The sequence below is a fragment of the Prauserella flavalba genome (assembly GCF_003202235.1).
In the GTDB taxonomy this organism is placed as follows: domain Bacteria; phylum Actinomycetota; class Actinomycetes; order Mycobacteriales; family Pseudonocardiaceae; genus Prauserella_A; species Prauserella_A flavalba.
Genome location: NZ_MASU01000009.1, coordinates 41637 through 56949, shown reverse-complemented (window position 1 = coordinate 56949; position 15313 = coordinate 41637). Strand labels below are relative to the sequence as shown.

At 72.1% G+C, this 15313-nt stretch carries 13 protein-coding genes; 8 read left to right on the top strand and 5 right to left on the bottom strand.

Features of this window, described 5'->3' with window-relative positions; translation table 11 throughout:
• The first annotated feature begins 173 nt into the window (after window positions 1-173).
• Both BA062_RS22270 and BA062_RS22265 read left to right on the top strand, forming a co-directional pair.
• Complete coding sequence (locus tag BA062_RS22270; protein WP_110339796.1) at window positions 174-1244, top strand: TerC family protein; 1071 nt, start codon at window positions 174-176, stop codon at window positions 1242-1244.
• 37 nt (window positions 1245-1281) lie between these two features.
• Window positions 1282-3219 carry a S9 family peptidase gene (locus BA062_RS22265; RefSeq protein WP_110339794.1) on the top strand — a complete coding sequence of 646 codons (1938 nt, stop codon included), beginning with the start codon at window positions 1282-1284 and terminating at the stop codon, window positions 3217-3219.
• Here BA062_RS22265 and BA062_RS22260 read toward each other — a convergent pair.
• The 4 genes from BA062_RS22260 to BA062_RS22245 form a co-directional block, all read right to left on the bottom strand.
• Window positions 3212-3865, bottom strand: coding sequence for an RES family NAD+ phosphorylase (locus BA062_RS22260; RefSeq protein ID WP_110339792.1), 654 nt, complete (start codon window positions 3863-3865; stop codon window positions 3212-3214). The two genes, BA062_RS22265 and BA062_RS22260, sit on opposite strands and share 8 nt — an antisense overlap.
• 40 nt (window positions 3866-3905) lie before the next feature.
• The gene (locus BA062_RS22255; RefSeq protein ID WP_110340451.1) at window positions 3906-4490 is read right to left on the bottom strand and encodes a MerR family transcriptional regulator; all 585 of its coding nucleotides are present in this window, start codon (window positions 4488-4490) and stop codon (window positions 3906-3908) included.
• Window positions 4491-4641: 151 nt separating this feature from the next.
• Window positions 4642-5538, bottom strand: coding sequence for a hypothetical protein (locus tag BA062_RS22250; RefSeq protein WP_110339790.1), 897 nt, complete (start codon window positions 5536-5538; stop codon window positions 4642-4644).
• Between the two features lie 46 nt (window positions 5539-5584).
• Entirely contained in the window at window positions 5585-6274 is a 690-nt protein-coding gene (locus tag BA062_RS22245; RefSeq protein WP_110339788.1) for a helix-turn-helix domain-containing protein, read from the bottom strand.
• Between the two features lie 165 nt (window positions 6275-6439).
• On the opposite strand from BA062_RS22245, the gene BA062_RS22240 reads away from it, so the two are divergent.
• Both BA062_RS22240 and BA062_RS22235 read left to right on the top strand, forming a co-directional pair.
• On the top strand, window positions 6440-8617 hold the full coding sequence (locus tag BA062_RS22240; RefSeq protein WP_110339786.1) for an alpha-ketoacid dehydrogenase subunit alpha/beta: 2178 nt from the start codon (window positions 6440-6442) through the stop codon (window positions 8615-8617).
• Between the two features lie 36 nt (window positions 8618-8653).
• Window positions 8654-9913 carry a dihydrolipoamide acetyltransferase family protein gene (locus BA062_RS22235; protein WP_110339784.1) on the top strand — a complete coding sequence of 420 codons (1260 nt, stop codon included), beginning with the start codon at window positions 8654-8656 and terminating at the stop codon, window positions 9911-9913.
• Window positions 9914-9918: 5 nt separating this feature from the next.
• Here the strand turns inward: BA062_RS22235 and BA062_RS22230 are convergent, their stop codons facing one another.
• Window positions 9919-10593 carry a histidine phosphatase family protein gene (locus BA062_RS22230; protein WP_110339782.1) on the bottom strand — a complete coding sequence of 225 codons (675 nt, stop codon included), beginning with the start codon at window positions 10591-10593 and terminating at the stop codon, window positions 9919-9921.
• Between the two features lie 40 nt (window positions 10594-10633).
• Between BA062_RS22230 and BA062_RS22225 the strand changes: the two genes are divergently transcribed.
• From BA062_RS22225 to BA062_RS40570, 4 genes are all read left to right on the top strand, one after another.
• Window positions 10634-11389, top strand: a complete 756-nt coding sequence (locus tag BA062_RS22225) for an ABC transporter permease (RefSeq protein WP_110339780.1) — start codon at window positions 10634-10636, stop codon at window positions 11387-11389.
• Between the two features lie 260 nt (window positions 11390-11649).
• Window positions 11650-13068 carry a hypothetical protein gene (locus BA062_RS22220; RefSeq protein ID WP_110339778.1) on the top strand — a complete coding sequence of 473 codons (1419 nt, stop codon included), beginning with the start codon at window positions 11650-11652 and terminating at the stop codon, window positions 13066-13068.
• 38 nt (window positions 13069-13106) lie between these two features.
• Window positions 13107-13436: an ArsR/SmtB family transcription factor gene (locus BA062_RS22215; RefSeq protein ID WP_110339776.1), complete on the top strand. Its 330-nt coding sequence runs from the start codon at window positions 13107-13109 to the stop codon at window positions 13434-13436.
• On the top strand, window positions 13433-15289 hold the full coding sequence (locus BA062_RS40570) for an SRPBCC domain-containing protein (protein WP_245959949.1): 1857 nt from the start codon (window positions 13433-13435) through the stop codon (window positions 15287-15289). Before BA062_RS22215 ends, BA062_RS40570 begins: the two co-directional genes overlap by 4 nt.
• The last annotated feature ends 24 nt before the right edge of the window (window positions 15290-15313 follow it).

Sequence of the window (15313 nt, the reverse complement as noted above, 5' to 3'; positions counted from 1 at the left end):
CTTTCCGGACTCCGACCCGCGATGATGGAGGCGTTGTGGAGGGGAGTATTCCTTCGCGACGGTGTCGTCAACACGGCTGTCCCCTCGGGGCACCCGGCGCCGTCGGCCGGTGCGTCCGGTGGGAGAGACCTCCGGGTAGTGGCCGCTATCCCGCTAACCGGAGGATTCTTTAGATGACGGTGCCCTTTTGGCTGTGGCTCGCCACGATTGGCGGGCTACTCGTCCTGATCGCGATCGACCTCGTGATCGTCGACCGCAAGCCGCACGAGGTCACGACAGGCGAGGCCGCCCGCTGGGTGACTTTCTACGTCTCGTGCGCCGTGCTGTTCGGTATCGGGGTCTGGGTGTTCGGTGGACACGATCCCGGGGTCGAGTTCTTCACCGGGTACATCACCGAGTACTCCCTGTCGGTCGACAACCTGTTCATCTTCATGGTGATCATGTCGTCGTTCAAGGTCCCGGCGATCCACCAGCACCGGGTCCTGCTCATCGGTATTCTCATCGCGCTCGTGATGCGCGGTGCGTTCATCGCGGTCGGTGCCGCGCTGATCGCGCAGTTCGTGTGGATCTTCTTCCTCTTCGGCGCCGTGCTCGTGTGGACGGCGGTCAGCATGGTCCGCGACAACGGCGGGCACGAGGAGTACCACGAGAACGCCGTCACCCGCTGGGTTCGCAAGATCTTCCCCGTGACCGACGACTACGTGGGGCACCACTCGTTCGTCAAGAAGGACGGCAAGCGCTACATCACGCCGATGTTCGTGGTGATCGTCGCGATCGGCAGCGCCGACCTGCTGTTCGCGGTCGACTCGATCCCCGCGATCTTCGGCATCACGCAGGACGCCTACCTGGTGTTCGCCGCCAACGCCTTCGCGCTGATGGGGTTGCGGCAGCTGTACTTCCTGCTCGGCGGCCTGGTCAACAAGCTCGTCTACCTGTCCTACGGGCTGGCGATCATCCTCGGCTTCATCGGGCTCAAGCTCGTGCTGCACGCGCTGCACGAGTACCACGTGACCCCGGCATGGCTGGAGATCAACAACTGGATGTCGCTCGGCTTCATCGTGGTGGTCCTGACCGCCACCACGCTGCTCAGCCTGCGCAAGGCCAAGCGTGACCCCGAGGCCGCGAGCGCCGGGGGCATGAACCTCAAGGCCGAGGCGCCCGAGCAGCGTGAGGAGCGCGAGGCGAAGGAGCTCGGGGCCCAGGACCACGCGGAGCAGGAAGCCGGTTCGCGGACCGAGAAGTAACCGTTAGTTCTGCTAAGGATCGGGTAGTGTCGGGGCCGTGCGTCCCGTTGACCTCGAACTGCTCGCCGTTCCCGGCAGGCCGGCAGCCGCCGGCGACCTGATCCTGGTCGCGCTGTCCCGGCCCGATCTGGCAGGCAACTCCTACCGGAGTTCGCTGCGCCGGATCGGGCCGGACGGCGCCGACACCCCCTGGACCCACGGAGAGCGCGACAGCGCACCCGCCGTCTCCCCGGACGGCCGGTGGGTCGCCTTCCTGCGCGGCACCGGCAAGTCCGGCCCGCTCTCCCGCCCTCAGCTGCACGTCATGCCCGTCTCGGGCGGCGAGGCACGCAGGGTCACCGAACTTCCCCTCGGCGTGGACGCACCGGTGTGGGCACCCGACTCGCGGCGGATCGCGTTCACCGCGCGCGTGCCCGAGCCCGGCCGCTACGGCACCCCGCCTCCCGGCGAGGACGATGCTCCCGAGGCGGCCGAGGAGGCACCGCGGCGCATCACGCGGTACGACTACCGCGTCGACGACGTCGGCTTCCTGCGCGACCGGCCGAAGCGCCTGTTCGTGGTGGACACGGCCGAGCCCGCGACGGACCCGGCACCGCTGACCGAGGGTGAGGCCGACGTCTCCGACCCGGCGTGGACACCCGGCGGCGAGTCGGTGCTCGTCGTCGCCCCGCGCGACTGGGACCGCACCGAGACGCTGCACACCGACCTGTACGCGGTTCCCGCCGGGGGCGGCGCTCCCGTGCTCGCGGTGCGCACCCGGGGCACCGCCTCGCATCCCGCCGTCGCCGCCGACGGCACGATCCTCTACTACGGCCTCGAGTTCGAGGGGCTGTCCGAGGTGGCGCGCAACACCGGCCTGTGGGCCGCGGCCCCCGGCGGGGAGCCGAGAAGGCTGACCGACACCGAGACGGTCGACTGCGCCCCGGTGGGCGAGCCGGTCCCTTACGAGGACGGCGTGCTCGTGGTGGTGCGCAACCGCGGCGCGGCCGAGCTGCGCTCGGTGCCGCGCGAGGGCGACCGCGTGGAGCTGTCCGGGCTCAAGCTGTTCGCCGGTGAGCGTGCCGCCGTGCGGAGCTTCGCGGTCGACGGGGACACGATCGTCCTCGTGCAGGCGGGCCCCGCCGACGCGGGCGAGGTCGTGGTGCTGAGCGGCGGCGAGGCCAGCCGGCTGACCGACTTCTCCGCGCCGCTGCGGGACAGCGGCATCCGGTCCGCCGAGGAGCTCACCGCGACCGCGCCGGACGGCTACCCCGTGCACGGCTGGCTCGTACTGCCCGAGGGCGAGGGCCCGCACCCGGTGCTGCTCGTCATCCACGGCGGACCGTTCGCGCCCTACGAGTGGAGCCTCTTCGACGAGGCGCAGGTGTATGCCTCGGCCGGGTACGCCGTGGTGCTCGCCAACCCGCGCGGGTCGGCGAGCTACGGCGAGCGGCACGGGCGTGCCGTCGTCGGGGCGCTCGGCACCGTCGACGCCGACGACCTGCTGGCCCTGCTCGACGCGGTACTGGAACGCTCCGATGTGGACTCCGGGCGAGTCGGCGTCATGGGCGGGTCCTACGGCGGGTTCATGACCGGCTGGCTGGCGTCGCACCACGGCGAGCGGTTCCGCGCCGCGTGGAGCGAACGGGCGGTCAACGCGTGGGACTCGTTCTCCGGCAGCTCCGACATCGGCTGGTTCTTCACCGAGAACTACGTGGGCACCGACCCGGAGGAGCAGCGCAGGCGCAGCCCGCTCACCTACGCCGCCGACATCAGGATCCCGTTCGCGGTGGTGCATTCCGAACAGGACTGGCGCTGCCCGCTGGAGCAGGCGCAGCGGATGTTCGTGGCGCTCAAGAAGAACGGCACGGAAACCGAGTTCCTGCTGTTCCCCGGCGAGGGCCATGAGCTGACCCGGTCCGGAAAGCCCCGGCACCGGCTGCAGCGCTTCGAAGCCGTGCTCGACTGGTGGCGGCGGTACCTGCCGGTCAGTTGAGCATCAGGTAGTTCAGCTCCTGGCAGACGCGGCTGAGCGGCACGTCGAGACCGGGATGGTCCAGCGGCAGCAGCACGTCCGGCGACGACGGCAGGGCGCCGCCCGAGGGCGGGTCCCACAGACAGACGGCCGGTGCGCCGGAGTCCATCGACGACCGGTACCAGACGCCGTCGAGGTCGCCGAACGCCGCGCGCACGGCCCTCGCCCAGGCCTGGGTGATCTTCTTCGGCCCGCTGGAGATCTCCTGCGAGGCGCCGACCCGCGTCGGCCACAGGCCGGAGAGGTCGAGCAGGCGCAGCGTGCGCGACGGTCGCACGATCACCAGGTGCGGCCCGCGCGTCTTACGGTCCACAGTGGACGTGGTCTGGTAGACCTCCGCGATGCTCGTGCGCACCGAGAGTCCGAAGTAGAGGACACCGTTGTGCGGGTCGTGCACCGGCTCGCCGTGCCGGGGCTGCTGCGGGTCGAAGCGGCCGTGCGGCAGCGGGCCGGTGTAGCGGAAGGTGTCCCAGCGCTGTGGGTGGTTGCCGCGGGCGGTGAAGATCCGGACCAGGCGGGTGCCCGGGTGCACCGCGACGATGTCCTCGTTCCTGCGCAGCTCGTTGAGCAGTACCGCGCGCGCGGGGGGTAGTGGCAGCCTTGCCATCGAGCGTGACTAACCGTCTCCTCGTGCTCTCGCCGTGTGTTCAGGCCGGGGTGCCGAGCGTGGTCGCGAGCTGCGCGACGGGCTCCGGATCGCCCCCGGCGAGCAGCCACTGCCTCGGGGTGGCGGGCTTGCCGTTGATCACCAGGTCGGGTTGCGGAGTGCTCATGAACGCCGCGACGACGAGCGCGGGCGAGTCCTCGGGCACGGCACGCAGCACGGTCTCGATGCCCGGCAGGACGCTCGTGGCGGTGAACTGCCACGCGGGCAGGCGCCAGCCGCCCTGGTCCTTCCAGCCGGTGAGCCTGCGCTCCTTGAGCCGGTGCCGGATCCTGCTGTCGTCGACGCCGAGCCTGCGGGCCGCCTCGATCACCGTGAGGGCGGAGTCGGCGAGCACGGCGTGCTCGGCCACGCTGCGGGCGCGGTAGTCGGTCTCGCCCTGGCGGTGCGACGCGAGGTCGAGTCCCACGTCGGCCAGCGCCTCCTGCTGCTCGGCGGAGAAGTAGTGCGCAGGCTCGGGGTTCGGCGGGGACAGCCGTCGTGCGGCCTCCTCCACCAGTGCCAGGAACTGCGACGAGCTGACCCGGAGGCCGGCCTTGGCGAGCACGTTCTCGAGCGCGACAGACATGCGCATAGACTAGCCCGTCTGTGCGGGTTCGTGCGCTTCTCGATCCTATTTGTGCGAGATTTCACCGGCAGTAATACCGAACGCACATAGTCACACACTTGCTGTAGGCGGTTTCCCCAGTCTGCCGTTCCCTCGGGGTGGTGTCCAGCCTTCAGGCGTTGGCCCCGAGCGCGCGGGCAGCCTTCAGTGTCACCACGCCGCGCCACTCCAGTAGCGACGCCGGGCCGGGCGGCTCCCACGACAGCGGCCAGCCGCCGTCGGGCTGCTGGGCCGCCGCGAGCGCCGTGAGGTGCGCGGTGACGGCGTCGGCGGGGACCAGTTCGCGCAGCGGGTCGTCCGGCAGCGGGGCCAGGTCGAGCGGGGTCAGCCCGTAGCCCTCCCCGGGGTAGAGGTGGAAGTGGGGCAGGCCGGCGAGGCGCCCGGCGATCTCCGCGCGCTGGCGGGCGGCCCAGTCCCGGTCGGGCGCGTGTGCGAGGAAGTGGAGCACGTTGAGCGCGCTGTGCCCGTCGAGGCCGGTGAGCCGGTCGATCTCGGCGCGGCAGAACTCGTCGGCGGTGTCCAGCCACGCTCCCTTCGCCCCCGCCCTGCGCAGGCGCGTGACGATGCCGGCCGTCGGGTTGAGCCCGGGCGGGAACCGCCCGTCGCCCCAGTGCGCGGCCCGGGGGTACCGGGCGACCGAGGGCAGCACGATCGGCAGCCCGCCGGAGGGCGCGGCGACTGACTCCAGGTAGGGCACGAGACTCTCCGCGAACCCGGCGACCCGGTCACGGACCACCGGATCGGCCCCGGCCGGCGAGTCCAGCACCTGCTCGACGGCCTCGAGCGCGAAGTCCACGGCCAGGGGCTGGCTCTCCGGGGCGCGCGCGTCCGGTTCGAGGGCGTGCCCGAGGCCGCCGTCGGGGTTGCGGTATGCCGCGAGCGCGTCGAGCACCGCGAACGCCGTGGCCGGGGCCGACTTGCCGAGCCACAGCTCGGCGAGGCGGCGTTCGAGCAGCCTCGCGTGGGTCACCAGGAAGTCGTGGGCGCGGTCGAGTGCCGATGTGCTCATGCCGTGAGCATGGCAGCCCGGCCGGGCCGGGTCTTGAACGGAACGGTCACGCGGCCAGGGCGAGCCGGAAGAAGGCCCGCGGGGTGGAGCCGGTGAGGTCGCGGCAGTCGCGGGAGAGGTGCGCCTGGTCGGCGTAGCCGGCCCCGGCGGCGAGCGACGCGAGGTCGGCGGCCCTGTGGGTGCCCGCGATGGCGCGCTGCAGGCGGGCGACGCGCAGGTAGGTCGCAGGCCCGTAGCCGACGGCGAGCGTGAACCGCCGCCGCAGCTGGCGCTCGCCGACGCCGAGCCCGGCGAGCGCCTCCGACACCCGGGCGACCCCGTCGTCGAGGCGGGCGAGCAGCGTCTCCAGCAGCGGGTCCCGCTCGCGGGACAACCTGCCCGCGACGACGTCGGCGAGCGCGGCGGGCCGGTGCAGCAGCAGGTCGGTGGCCGCGGCTCCGTGCGAGCCCCACAGGTCGGCGAGCGTCACCCGCTGGTCGGTCAGCTCCGCGGCGGCCACGCCCAGCGCGCGCGGGGCGTGACCGGGCCGGAAGCGGATGCCGTGCACGAGGGTGCCGCCGGGCAGCGCGGTGTCCCAGTGCCCGGTGTCGGGCCCGGCGACGAACACCCGCTCGCCGGCGACCATCAGGTCGACGCACCCGTCGGGCACGATCCGCTTGCCCGGGGTCACCGTGCTCTGCCAGAGGCAGCGCACGGCGTCGCGCAGGTGCGCGGGCGCGGGGCTCTCGCGGTACATGCCCCCATGATGCCTTCGGGGTCCGACGCTTTCGCGTCAGTCCAGGTGGGCACTGCCGTCTGGGCGGTCCCTTGCGGGATGCGCAGGGCCTCGCTACTGTCATTTGAAACGAGTGATCCGTTTGTTGAAACGCCGCGTCGAGACGCTGTTCGGTGGAGGAAAGCGATGCCCGAGTACACGGAGTTGCACGCGGCCTCCGGGTGGCACGAGCTGAGGACGACCGACGCGGACTGGCGGCAGGCCGATCCGGCACTGCTCAAGAACCTGTTCGTCCACGTCGCCCTGATCCGGGTCTTCGAGGAGTACGTGCTCGACCTCGCCAGGAAGGGCCTGGTGCACGGGCCCGCGCATTCGAGCATCGGGCAGGAGGGCGGCGCCGCCGGCGCCGTGCTGGCGCTGCGGCCCGCCGACACGATCAACGGCTCCCACCGGGGGCACCACCAGTTCCTGTCCAAGGCGCTCGGCTACCTCGCTCCCGGCGGTGTGGATCCCGAGGAGCCGTTGCGGCCGGAGGTGAAGGCGATGCTGCGCCGCACCCTCGCCGAGATCTGCGGCCTCGCCGAGGGCTACTGCCGGGGCCGGGGCGGCTCCATGCATCTGTGCTGGCGCGAGGCCGGGGCGATGGGCACCAACGCGATCGTGGGTGGCGCCGTGCCGCAGGCTGCCGGGTTCGCCTGGGCCAGCAAGCAGTCCGGCGACGACGCCGTGTCGGTGACGTTCCTCGGGGACGGCGCGGTCAACATCGGCTCCGCGCTCGAGACGTTCAACCTCGCCGCGGCCTGGCGGCTGCCGGTGTGCTTCTTCGTCGAGAACAACCAGTACGCGGTGGCGACGACGGTCGAGGAGGCGACGGGCGACAGCCGCCTGTCGGCGAGGGGCCCCGGTTTCGGCATCCGCAGCTGGCGCGTCGACGGCATGGACCCGCTCGCCGTCCACCTCGCGACGGTCCAGGCCGTCGAGCACATGCGCGCGGGCCACGGGCCGACCCTGATCGAGGCCGACGTCTACCGGTACTTCCACCAGAACGGGCCCTTCCCCGGCAGCGCGTTCGGCTACCGGTCGAAGGACGAGGAGGCCGCGTGGAAGGCACGCGACCCGCTCGATGCGATGGTCCGGCGGCTCGCCGAGCGGGAACTGCTGACCGAGGCCGGGTGCGAGAAGTTCCTCGGCCAGGCGAAGGACGCGCTCAAGGAGATCGGTGCGGCGCTACTGGAGCCTCTGCCGGGCGGCAAGCGGGGAGAGCAGCGCATCAAGCCCGCGTTGTGGCCCGACCCCGACTTCGTCGACGTCGGCATCCGCAGCGACCTCAAGGAGTTCGAGGGTGTCCGCGTCGTCGACGACGAGGCGTTCGACGGTGAGCTCGCCGAGCGCAAGTTCATCGAGGTCATCCCTGAGGTGATGCACCGGCGGATGCTCACCGACGACCGCATCGTGGTGCTCGGCGAGGACATCCACAAGCTCGGCGGCGGCACCAACGGGGCCACCAAGGGGCTCGCCGCGGCGTTCCCCGGCCGGGTGCTGGGCACGCCGATCTGCGAGAACGCGTTCGCCGGGCTCGCGGGCGGGATCGCCGTCGACAACCGGTTCCGGCCGGTCGTCGAGCTGATGTACGCGGACTTCGTCTGGGTGGCCGCCGATCAGGTGTTCAACCAGATCGGCAAGGTGCGGCACATGTTCGGCGGCGACATCGACGTGCCGCTGGTGCTGCGGACCAAGATCGCCATGGGGGCGGGGTACGGCTCGCAGCACTCCATGGATCCCGCGGGCATCTTCGCGACGGCCGTGGGCTGGCGCATCGTCGCGCCGTCGACGCCCTTCGACTACGTGGGCCTCATGAACAGCGCGCTCACGTGCAACGACCCGGTGCTGGTGATCGAGCACGTCGACCTGTACAAGGCCACCGGCCCCGGCCCCGCCGACGATCTCGACTACTGCCTTCCCGTCGGCAAGGCGAGCGTCAAGCGGCATGGCACCGACCTCACGGTGCTCACCTACTCGGCCATGACCAACGTGGCGCTGGAGGCGGCGGGACAGCTCGACGGGATCGACCCCGAGGTGGTGGACCTGCGGTGGCTGGACCGCGCGAGCCTCGACTGGGACACGATCGGCGAGAGCGTGCGCAAGACGAACAACGTGGTGATCGTGGAGCAGGGCGCCGCCGGGACCTCCTACGGAGCCTGGCTCGCCGACGAGATCCAGCGGCGGCTGTTCGACTGGCTCGACCAGCCGGTGCAGCGGGTACACGGCGGCGAGGCCGCGCCGAGCATCAGCAAGGTGCTCGAGCAGGCCGCCATCACGCGCACGCCGGACGTGGTCGAGACGCTGACCAGGATCGCGCAGTAACCCCGTTCCCGTACCTACTTTCTCCGAGGAAACGACGTGGCCGAACTCCTCAACATGCCGGCGGTTGCCGCCGCATCCGCCGACGCGGTGGTGTCGAACTGGTGCATCGACGAAGGGGCGACCTTCCGCGAGGGCGACCCGCTCGTGGTGATCGAGACGGAGAAGGCGCAGGTCGAGATCACCGCGGAGGCCGAAGGCAGGCTGCTGAAGATCCTCGCCGGAGCCTCGGTGCAGGCCGAGGTGGGTAACCCGATCGCGGTAGTCGGTGGCGTCGACGAAGAGGTGTCCGACGTGGACGCCGAGCTCGCGCGGCTCGGGGTGGGTCAGGCGCCCGAGCCCGTCGAGGAGGCGCCCGCGGGGGAGGTGCCCCGGCAGCGGTCGGCGGCGGCGACGGAGCGGATCTTCGCAAGCCCCCTCGCGCGCAAGCTGGCGAAGGAGGCCGGGCTGCGGCTGGGTGACCTGCACGGCACCGGGCCCGGCGGGCGGATCGTGCGCAAGGACGTCATGGCCGCCGTGGCCGCCAGGGAGAACGCCGAGCCCGCCGGGCGCCTCACCCCTCCGGCTCCGGTGGCCGTGGCACCCGAGCCGGAGCCGGCGTCTCCCGGCCTGCCGGCGGTGCCGGCCGAGTTCGACGAGGTGCCGCACACGCGGATGCGCAGGGCGATCGCGGCCAGGCTGACGGAGAGCAAACGCGACGCCCCGCACTTCTACGTGCGCGCCCGCTGCTTCGCCGACCGGCTCACCGGGCTGAGGGCCGAGCTCGGCGGCTCCGAGCAGGTCTCGGTCAACGACCTCGTCGTGAAGGCGGTGGCCAAGGCACACGAGCTCGTGCCCGACATGAACGTGGTGTGGACGCCGGAGTCGGTGCACCGGCTCGCGAATGTCGACGTCGCCGTCGCGGTGGCCACGGACGGCGGACTGGCCACGCCCGTGATCCGCGACTGCGCCGGCAAGTCGGTGTCGGCGATCGCGGCCGAGATCCGGGAGCAGGCCCGCAAGGCGAGGGACGGCGCGCTCACGCAGCGGGACCTGAAGGGCGGCTCGATCACCGTGTCGAACCTCGGCATGTTCGGCGTCGAGGAGTTCGCGGCGATCATCAACCCGCCCCAGTCGGCGATCCTCGCGGTCGGCGCCGTGCGGGACGACGTCGTCGCCGTCGACGGCGAAGTGGCGATCCGCAAGACGATGACCGTCACCCTGTCGGTGGACCACCGACCCGTCGACGGCGTCGTCGCCGCCCGCTGGCTCGCCGAGTTCCGCACCCTCGTGGAGAACCCGCTGCGGATCCTCGCCTGAGGGCGTCAGTCCAGGTGGGCGTGGTCGTTGAAGCGGCGCACCAGCCAGTGCTCCCCGGTCACCACCAGTTCCGAGATCGAGCCGTTCTCGGCGCCCGCGAAGGCCAGCGGTTTCGCCCCGCTCGCCAGCGCCATCGCCTGGCCGATCACCCCGCCGTGGGTGAACACCGCGATCTGCTCGTCCGGGTGCGCGGCGGCGAGCCGGTGCAGGGCCCCGCCGACCCTCGCCGCGAAGGCGTCGTTGGACTCCGCGCCCGGGATCACGTCCCAGCGCTGCTCCTCCGCGAGCCTGCGCGCGACCGGGTGGCCCTCCGCGATGTGCTTGCGGAACAGGCCGCCCTCCCACTCGCCGAGATGCACCTCGCGCAGGTCCTCCTCGACGGACGGCGTGAGGCCGAGGCGTTCCGCGAGCGGTGCCGCTGTCTGCACGGTGCGGCGCAGGGTGGTGACGTAGAGCGCGGCGATCGGCTCGCCTGCGAGCCGGTCGGACACCCTCTTGGCCTGCTCGTGGCCGTCCGGTGCGAGCGTCGGGTCGCCCTGACCCCCGACCAGCGGGAACGGCTCGCTCTCGCGGGCCGCGGCGGAGGCGCCGTGGCGGATGAGCAGGATCCGGGCGGCACCGGGCGGCGGCTGGAAACGCGACTGCGGGTACTCGGGCTCAGCGGGCTCGTTGTGCGTCACGGGGTCGAGGTTAGCGCCGCGATGGGCGACGATCTTCCACGTGAGTGATGGAGCTGTCGTCGCCGGTCCCGCGCTGGCGGTCGTGCTGGTGCTGCTGCTCGCGCTCGCGGCGGCGGTGGTGTGGCTCGGCGGGCTCGGCTCGTGGCGGGCCGTGGTGGTCGCGGGTGTCCGTGCGGTGGTGCAGCTCGCGGCGGTGTCGTTCGTGATCGTGGCCGTGCTGCGCTCGGGCTGGCTCACGGCGGGTTTCGTGCTGCTGATGTTCACCGTCGCCGTGGTGACGGCGGCCCGGCGGATCGGCGTGCCGAGGGACGCGGCGTGGGTGGCGGTCGCGCTCGGCGGCGGTGTGGTGCCCGTCCTGGGGCTGGTGCTGGCGTCCGGCGTGGTGCCGTTGCGGCCGATCGCGGTGGTGCCCATCGCGGGCATCGTGATCGGCGGGACGATGACGGCGACCGCGCAGGCCGCGCGCCGCGCCGTCGACGAGCTGCGGACGCGCTACGGCGAGTACGAGGCCGCGCTCGCGCTCGGGCTGCCGCAGCGTGCCGCCGCGCTGGAGATCTGCCGCCCCTCGGCCGGGCACGCGCTCATCCCGCCGCTGGACCAGACGCGCACGGTGGGGCTGGTGACGTTGCCCGGTGCGTTCGTCGGCGTGCTGCTCGGCGGTGCCGGGCCCGTGCAGGCCGGGGTGACCCAGCTGCTCGTGCTGATCGGGCTGCTGGCCGCCGAGGCGGTGGGCGTGCTGCTCGCGGTGGAGCTGGTGGCCTCCCGCAGGCTGCACGCCGACTGGCGGACGCGCTGAGCCCCACCGCGGTCGGGCTTTCTAGGGCAGGGCTCCACATTTCACTTGCGCCGCGTGGCGGTGCCGCCACGGCGCGGGCGGGCCTATTCTGCTCGGATGGCGCGGAAAGCTCTGCCGCGCCGTCTCCTGTCGGCCAACACGGTCAGCCAGGCGGCACGGGCCGCCGAGGCGGTTCGCGCCGGCCGCTGGAGTCCATTGTGGAGCAAGGCGACCGGATGCAGCTCCGGCGTCCCTGATCGGCCACGGATCAGGAGGAGCCGATGACAACCACCGCACCGCACGCGGCCACGGAGCCCACGGAGTCCGAGCAGCGGCAGCTGAAGGCCTACTTCGAGCGGACGCGGACGTTGCCGCAACTGCTGTCGACGTTGCGCAGCCGCAGGGTCGCCCTGGGCTACCGCATCGACAGCGGCGAGGAGGAGCTCTCCGCCACGGGCAGGCGGCTGCGCCAGCCGAGAGGCCCGCTCGCGTTCGTCTCCGAGCATCCCGTGGTGCCGCTGACGGAGGTGGAGGAGGCGATCACCGCGTGGTCGGCCTGCGGGCCGAACGGCATGGTGCACTGGGACATCGCCACGAGCGGCGGTTTCCCCGAGCTGACCGGCATCGCGGGACGCACCGCCGCGGCCGCGGGCAACTCGTTCGCACACGACCTGCTGGTGATCAAGGACGAGGGCGCGTTCGTCTACGACCCCGGCACCGAGCGCGAGCGGATGGTCGAGATCGAAAGCGAGCGCGACTACCACAAGGTGCTGGACTGGTACCGGTCCGGACTGCGCAAGATCCACGACGGCAGGCCCGACGTCGACTGGGCGGTGCGGGCGCCCGGCGCGCCGAACGCGTCGCTGTTCGGGCCGTACCAGTACAACCTGAACCGGCCGGGCACCACGTGGTTCATCCCGGTCACCGACGTCGGCTGGCTCTACTTCAGCGCGCTGCTCAACATCTTCGACGCCTGGCACGTCTATCTCGTCGACGACGCGACGGCCGAGCCCGCGGGCACGGCGCGGTGGGTCGGGCAGGGCAAGCTGGAGTTCCCGCTCGCCATCAGCCAGTACGAGCAGTTCCTGTTCCAGGTGGAGACGTACCCGCCGGGTTCGATGGTGCAGAACATGCGCCTGTCCGCCGAGGCGATGGGGCTCGGCAACTGGATCTTCTGCGGCTTCTTCGACGACGTGCTCATGGGCGCCTTTCCCGACATCGCCACGGGGCTGGGCTTCCGGCACGAACCGCTCAACGAGCGGGCCCCGGTGGCCAGCGGTGCGCTCAAGACGTTCGGTGTCGAGGGGCTCAAGGAGGCCACCTACGTGCCGTCGCCGAGGTACCCGGACGGGCGCGCGGTGGTGGACGCGATGCTGGCACAGAAGTACGGCCCGGGTGGCACGATGTCGCGCGGTGAGGACAACTGGATGCTGCGGCACCGCGGCCCGTTCAAGGCCGCCGTGGTGCGCGAGCTCGTCGAGCACCCCGTGATCCGGATCAGCGACTGGGCGGCCGACGCGTGCGCGGCGTACTTCGACTACTGCGTGGCCCGCTACGGGCAGGCGCCCGTGTACTTCAACCCCATGCAGTGCAACTTCGGCGCGGTGGTGCACCACGTCGACCCGGCGTTCTACGAGCGGTACTACGACGGCTCCAGCGTCACCGGGCAGATCAGGGAGCACCAGGCCACCTGGCACTGACCCTTGCCTCTATATGCCTGTGTAGTTATATTGCTCAGGTGGCAACAACGTTCGAGATCCTCGCCGAGCCCCGGCGCAGGGAGATCCTCGACCTGCTGCGCGATGGTGAACGCGTGGTCGGCGATCTCGTGGAGCGGCTGACGCTGACCCAGCCCGCGGTCTCCAAGCACCTCAAGGTGCTGCGCGAGGCCGGGCTCGTCGACGTCCGGCACGACGCGCAGCGCCGCTGGTACCGCCTGCGCCCGGAACCCCTGCTGGAGATCGACGCCTGGCTCGCGCCCTACCGGCGGTTCTGGGCGGACCGGCTCGACGCGCTGGAGCGGCACCTCGACACGATGCCCGACGACGACGGAAAGGATGACCAGTGAACGACGTGGCGCGACGGGTGGGGGACCGCTGGGAGCTGCGGTTCGAGCGCAGGCTGCGGCATCCGCCCGCGAAGGTGTGGCGAGCGCTGACCGAACCGGAGCACCTGAGCCGGTGGTATCCCCTGACCGCGACCGAACTGGACCTGCGGGTCGGCGGGGCGATCCGGTTCCGCGACGAGGAGGGCACCGAGGTCCGCGCGGTGATCACCGACCTGGCCGAGCAGTCGGTGTTCGCGTTCGACGAGTTCGACGCCGAGACCGGGACCCACCACGCGCGGTTCGACCTGGAACCCGACGGGACGGGCTGCCTGCTGATCTTCCGGCACCGCTTCGCCGACGACGAGTGGGCCGGGCAGATGCACCAGGGCTGGCTGGGCTGCCTCGACGCGCTCGGCACCGCGCTCGGCGAGCTCGACCCGCTGGGCAGCATGGACGTCGTCGCAGGGAAACCCGTGCTGCGCTTCAGAAGGCGGCTTGCGCACGCGCCGGAGAAGGTGTGGCGCGCGGTCACCGACCCGGCCGAGTCGGCGCACTGGTTCCCCGCCGCGATCGAGACCGAGCCCTCGATCGGGGCCGCCATGCGGTTCCGTTTCGGCGAGGAGCGCCACGACCTCGGCGGCCCGTTCGCCGAGGGCGAGGTGCTGGAGTACGACCCGCCGAAGGTCTACGCCTTCCGCTGGGCGGACTCGGTGCTGCGCTTCGAGCTGGTGCCCGACGACTCCGGCTGCCTGCTGCTGTTCAGCCACACGCTCAGCGGTACCGGCACCACCGGCGACCTGCCCTCGGTGGCGCGCCAGGCCCCCGGCTGGGACGCGTGCCTCGACCTGCTGGGCGCACGGCTCGACGGCCGCCCCGCGCCCGCACCGGAGTTCCTCGCCCGCGCGGAACGCTACGTCGAGGAGTTCGGCCTCGGCCGCGGTGAGGTGCGCCGCTCGGGCGAGGGGTACGAGCTGCGGTTCGAGCGCGATCTCGTGCAACCGCCCGCCGAGGTGTGGCGGACACTCGCCGAGGGCGACGAACCACGGGTGGACGGGCCGGTTCCGGTCGTGTTCGCGCACGGCTACGCCGAGACCGGCGAGGTGACCGCCGTCGAGGAGGGCCGCGTCGTGGAGTACGCGTGGCTGCATGACGGTGTGCCCGCCGGGCGCGTGCGGTTCGAGTTGCGCGAGCAGGAGCCCGTCGGCACGCGGCTCGTGCTGACGCAGACCGTGCCGTCCCGGCTCGCCGGGCTGCGCGCGACCGCGCTCGCGGCGTGGCAGACGCACCTGGAGCTGTTCTTCGCCGCGCTGCACGGCGACGTCCGCTGCCCGTGGCCCGCCGAGCGCACCGAGCGACTGCGCCGCGACTACACCACCGAGCTGGACCTGGGCACCGTGCACGAGACCGGTGACGGCCGGTGCGCGCTGCGCTTCGAGCGGCACGTGCGGCACGCGCCGGAGAAGGTGTGGGCGGCCATCACCGAGCCGGAGCACCTGCGCTCGTGGTTCCCCGCGGTCGTGGAGTTCGACCTGCGACCCGGCGCGCGCCTGCGGTTCGGCGTCACGGCCGAGCAGGTGCGCCGCTACGGCATGGACCCCGGCCACGTCACCGAGGGCGAAGTGCTGCGCGCCGATCCGCCGAGGCTGCTGGAGTTCACGTGGGGCGAGGAGACCCTGCGCTGGGAGCTGTCCCCGGACGGCGACGGCGGCTGCCACGTGGTGTTCACCAACGTCGTCGGCGACCGCGACACCCTCGCCCCGGCGGGCGCGGGCTGGCACGCGGGCCTGGAGGTGATGGTCGCGCAGCTCGACGGCCGGGAGGTCGGCTGGTCGCCGTTCGACCGGGCGGAGCAACTCGCGAGCGCCTACGCCTGAGGCGGAATGTTCTTGCGGCTCCCC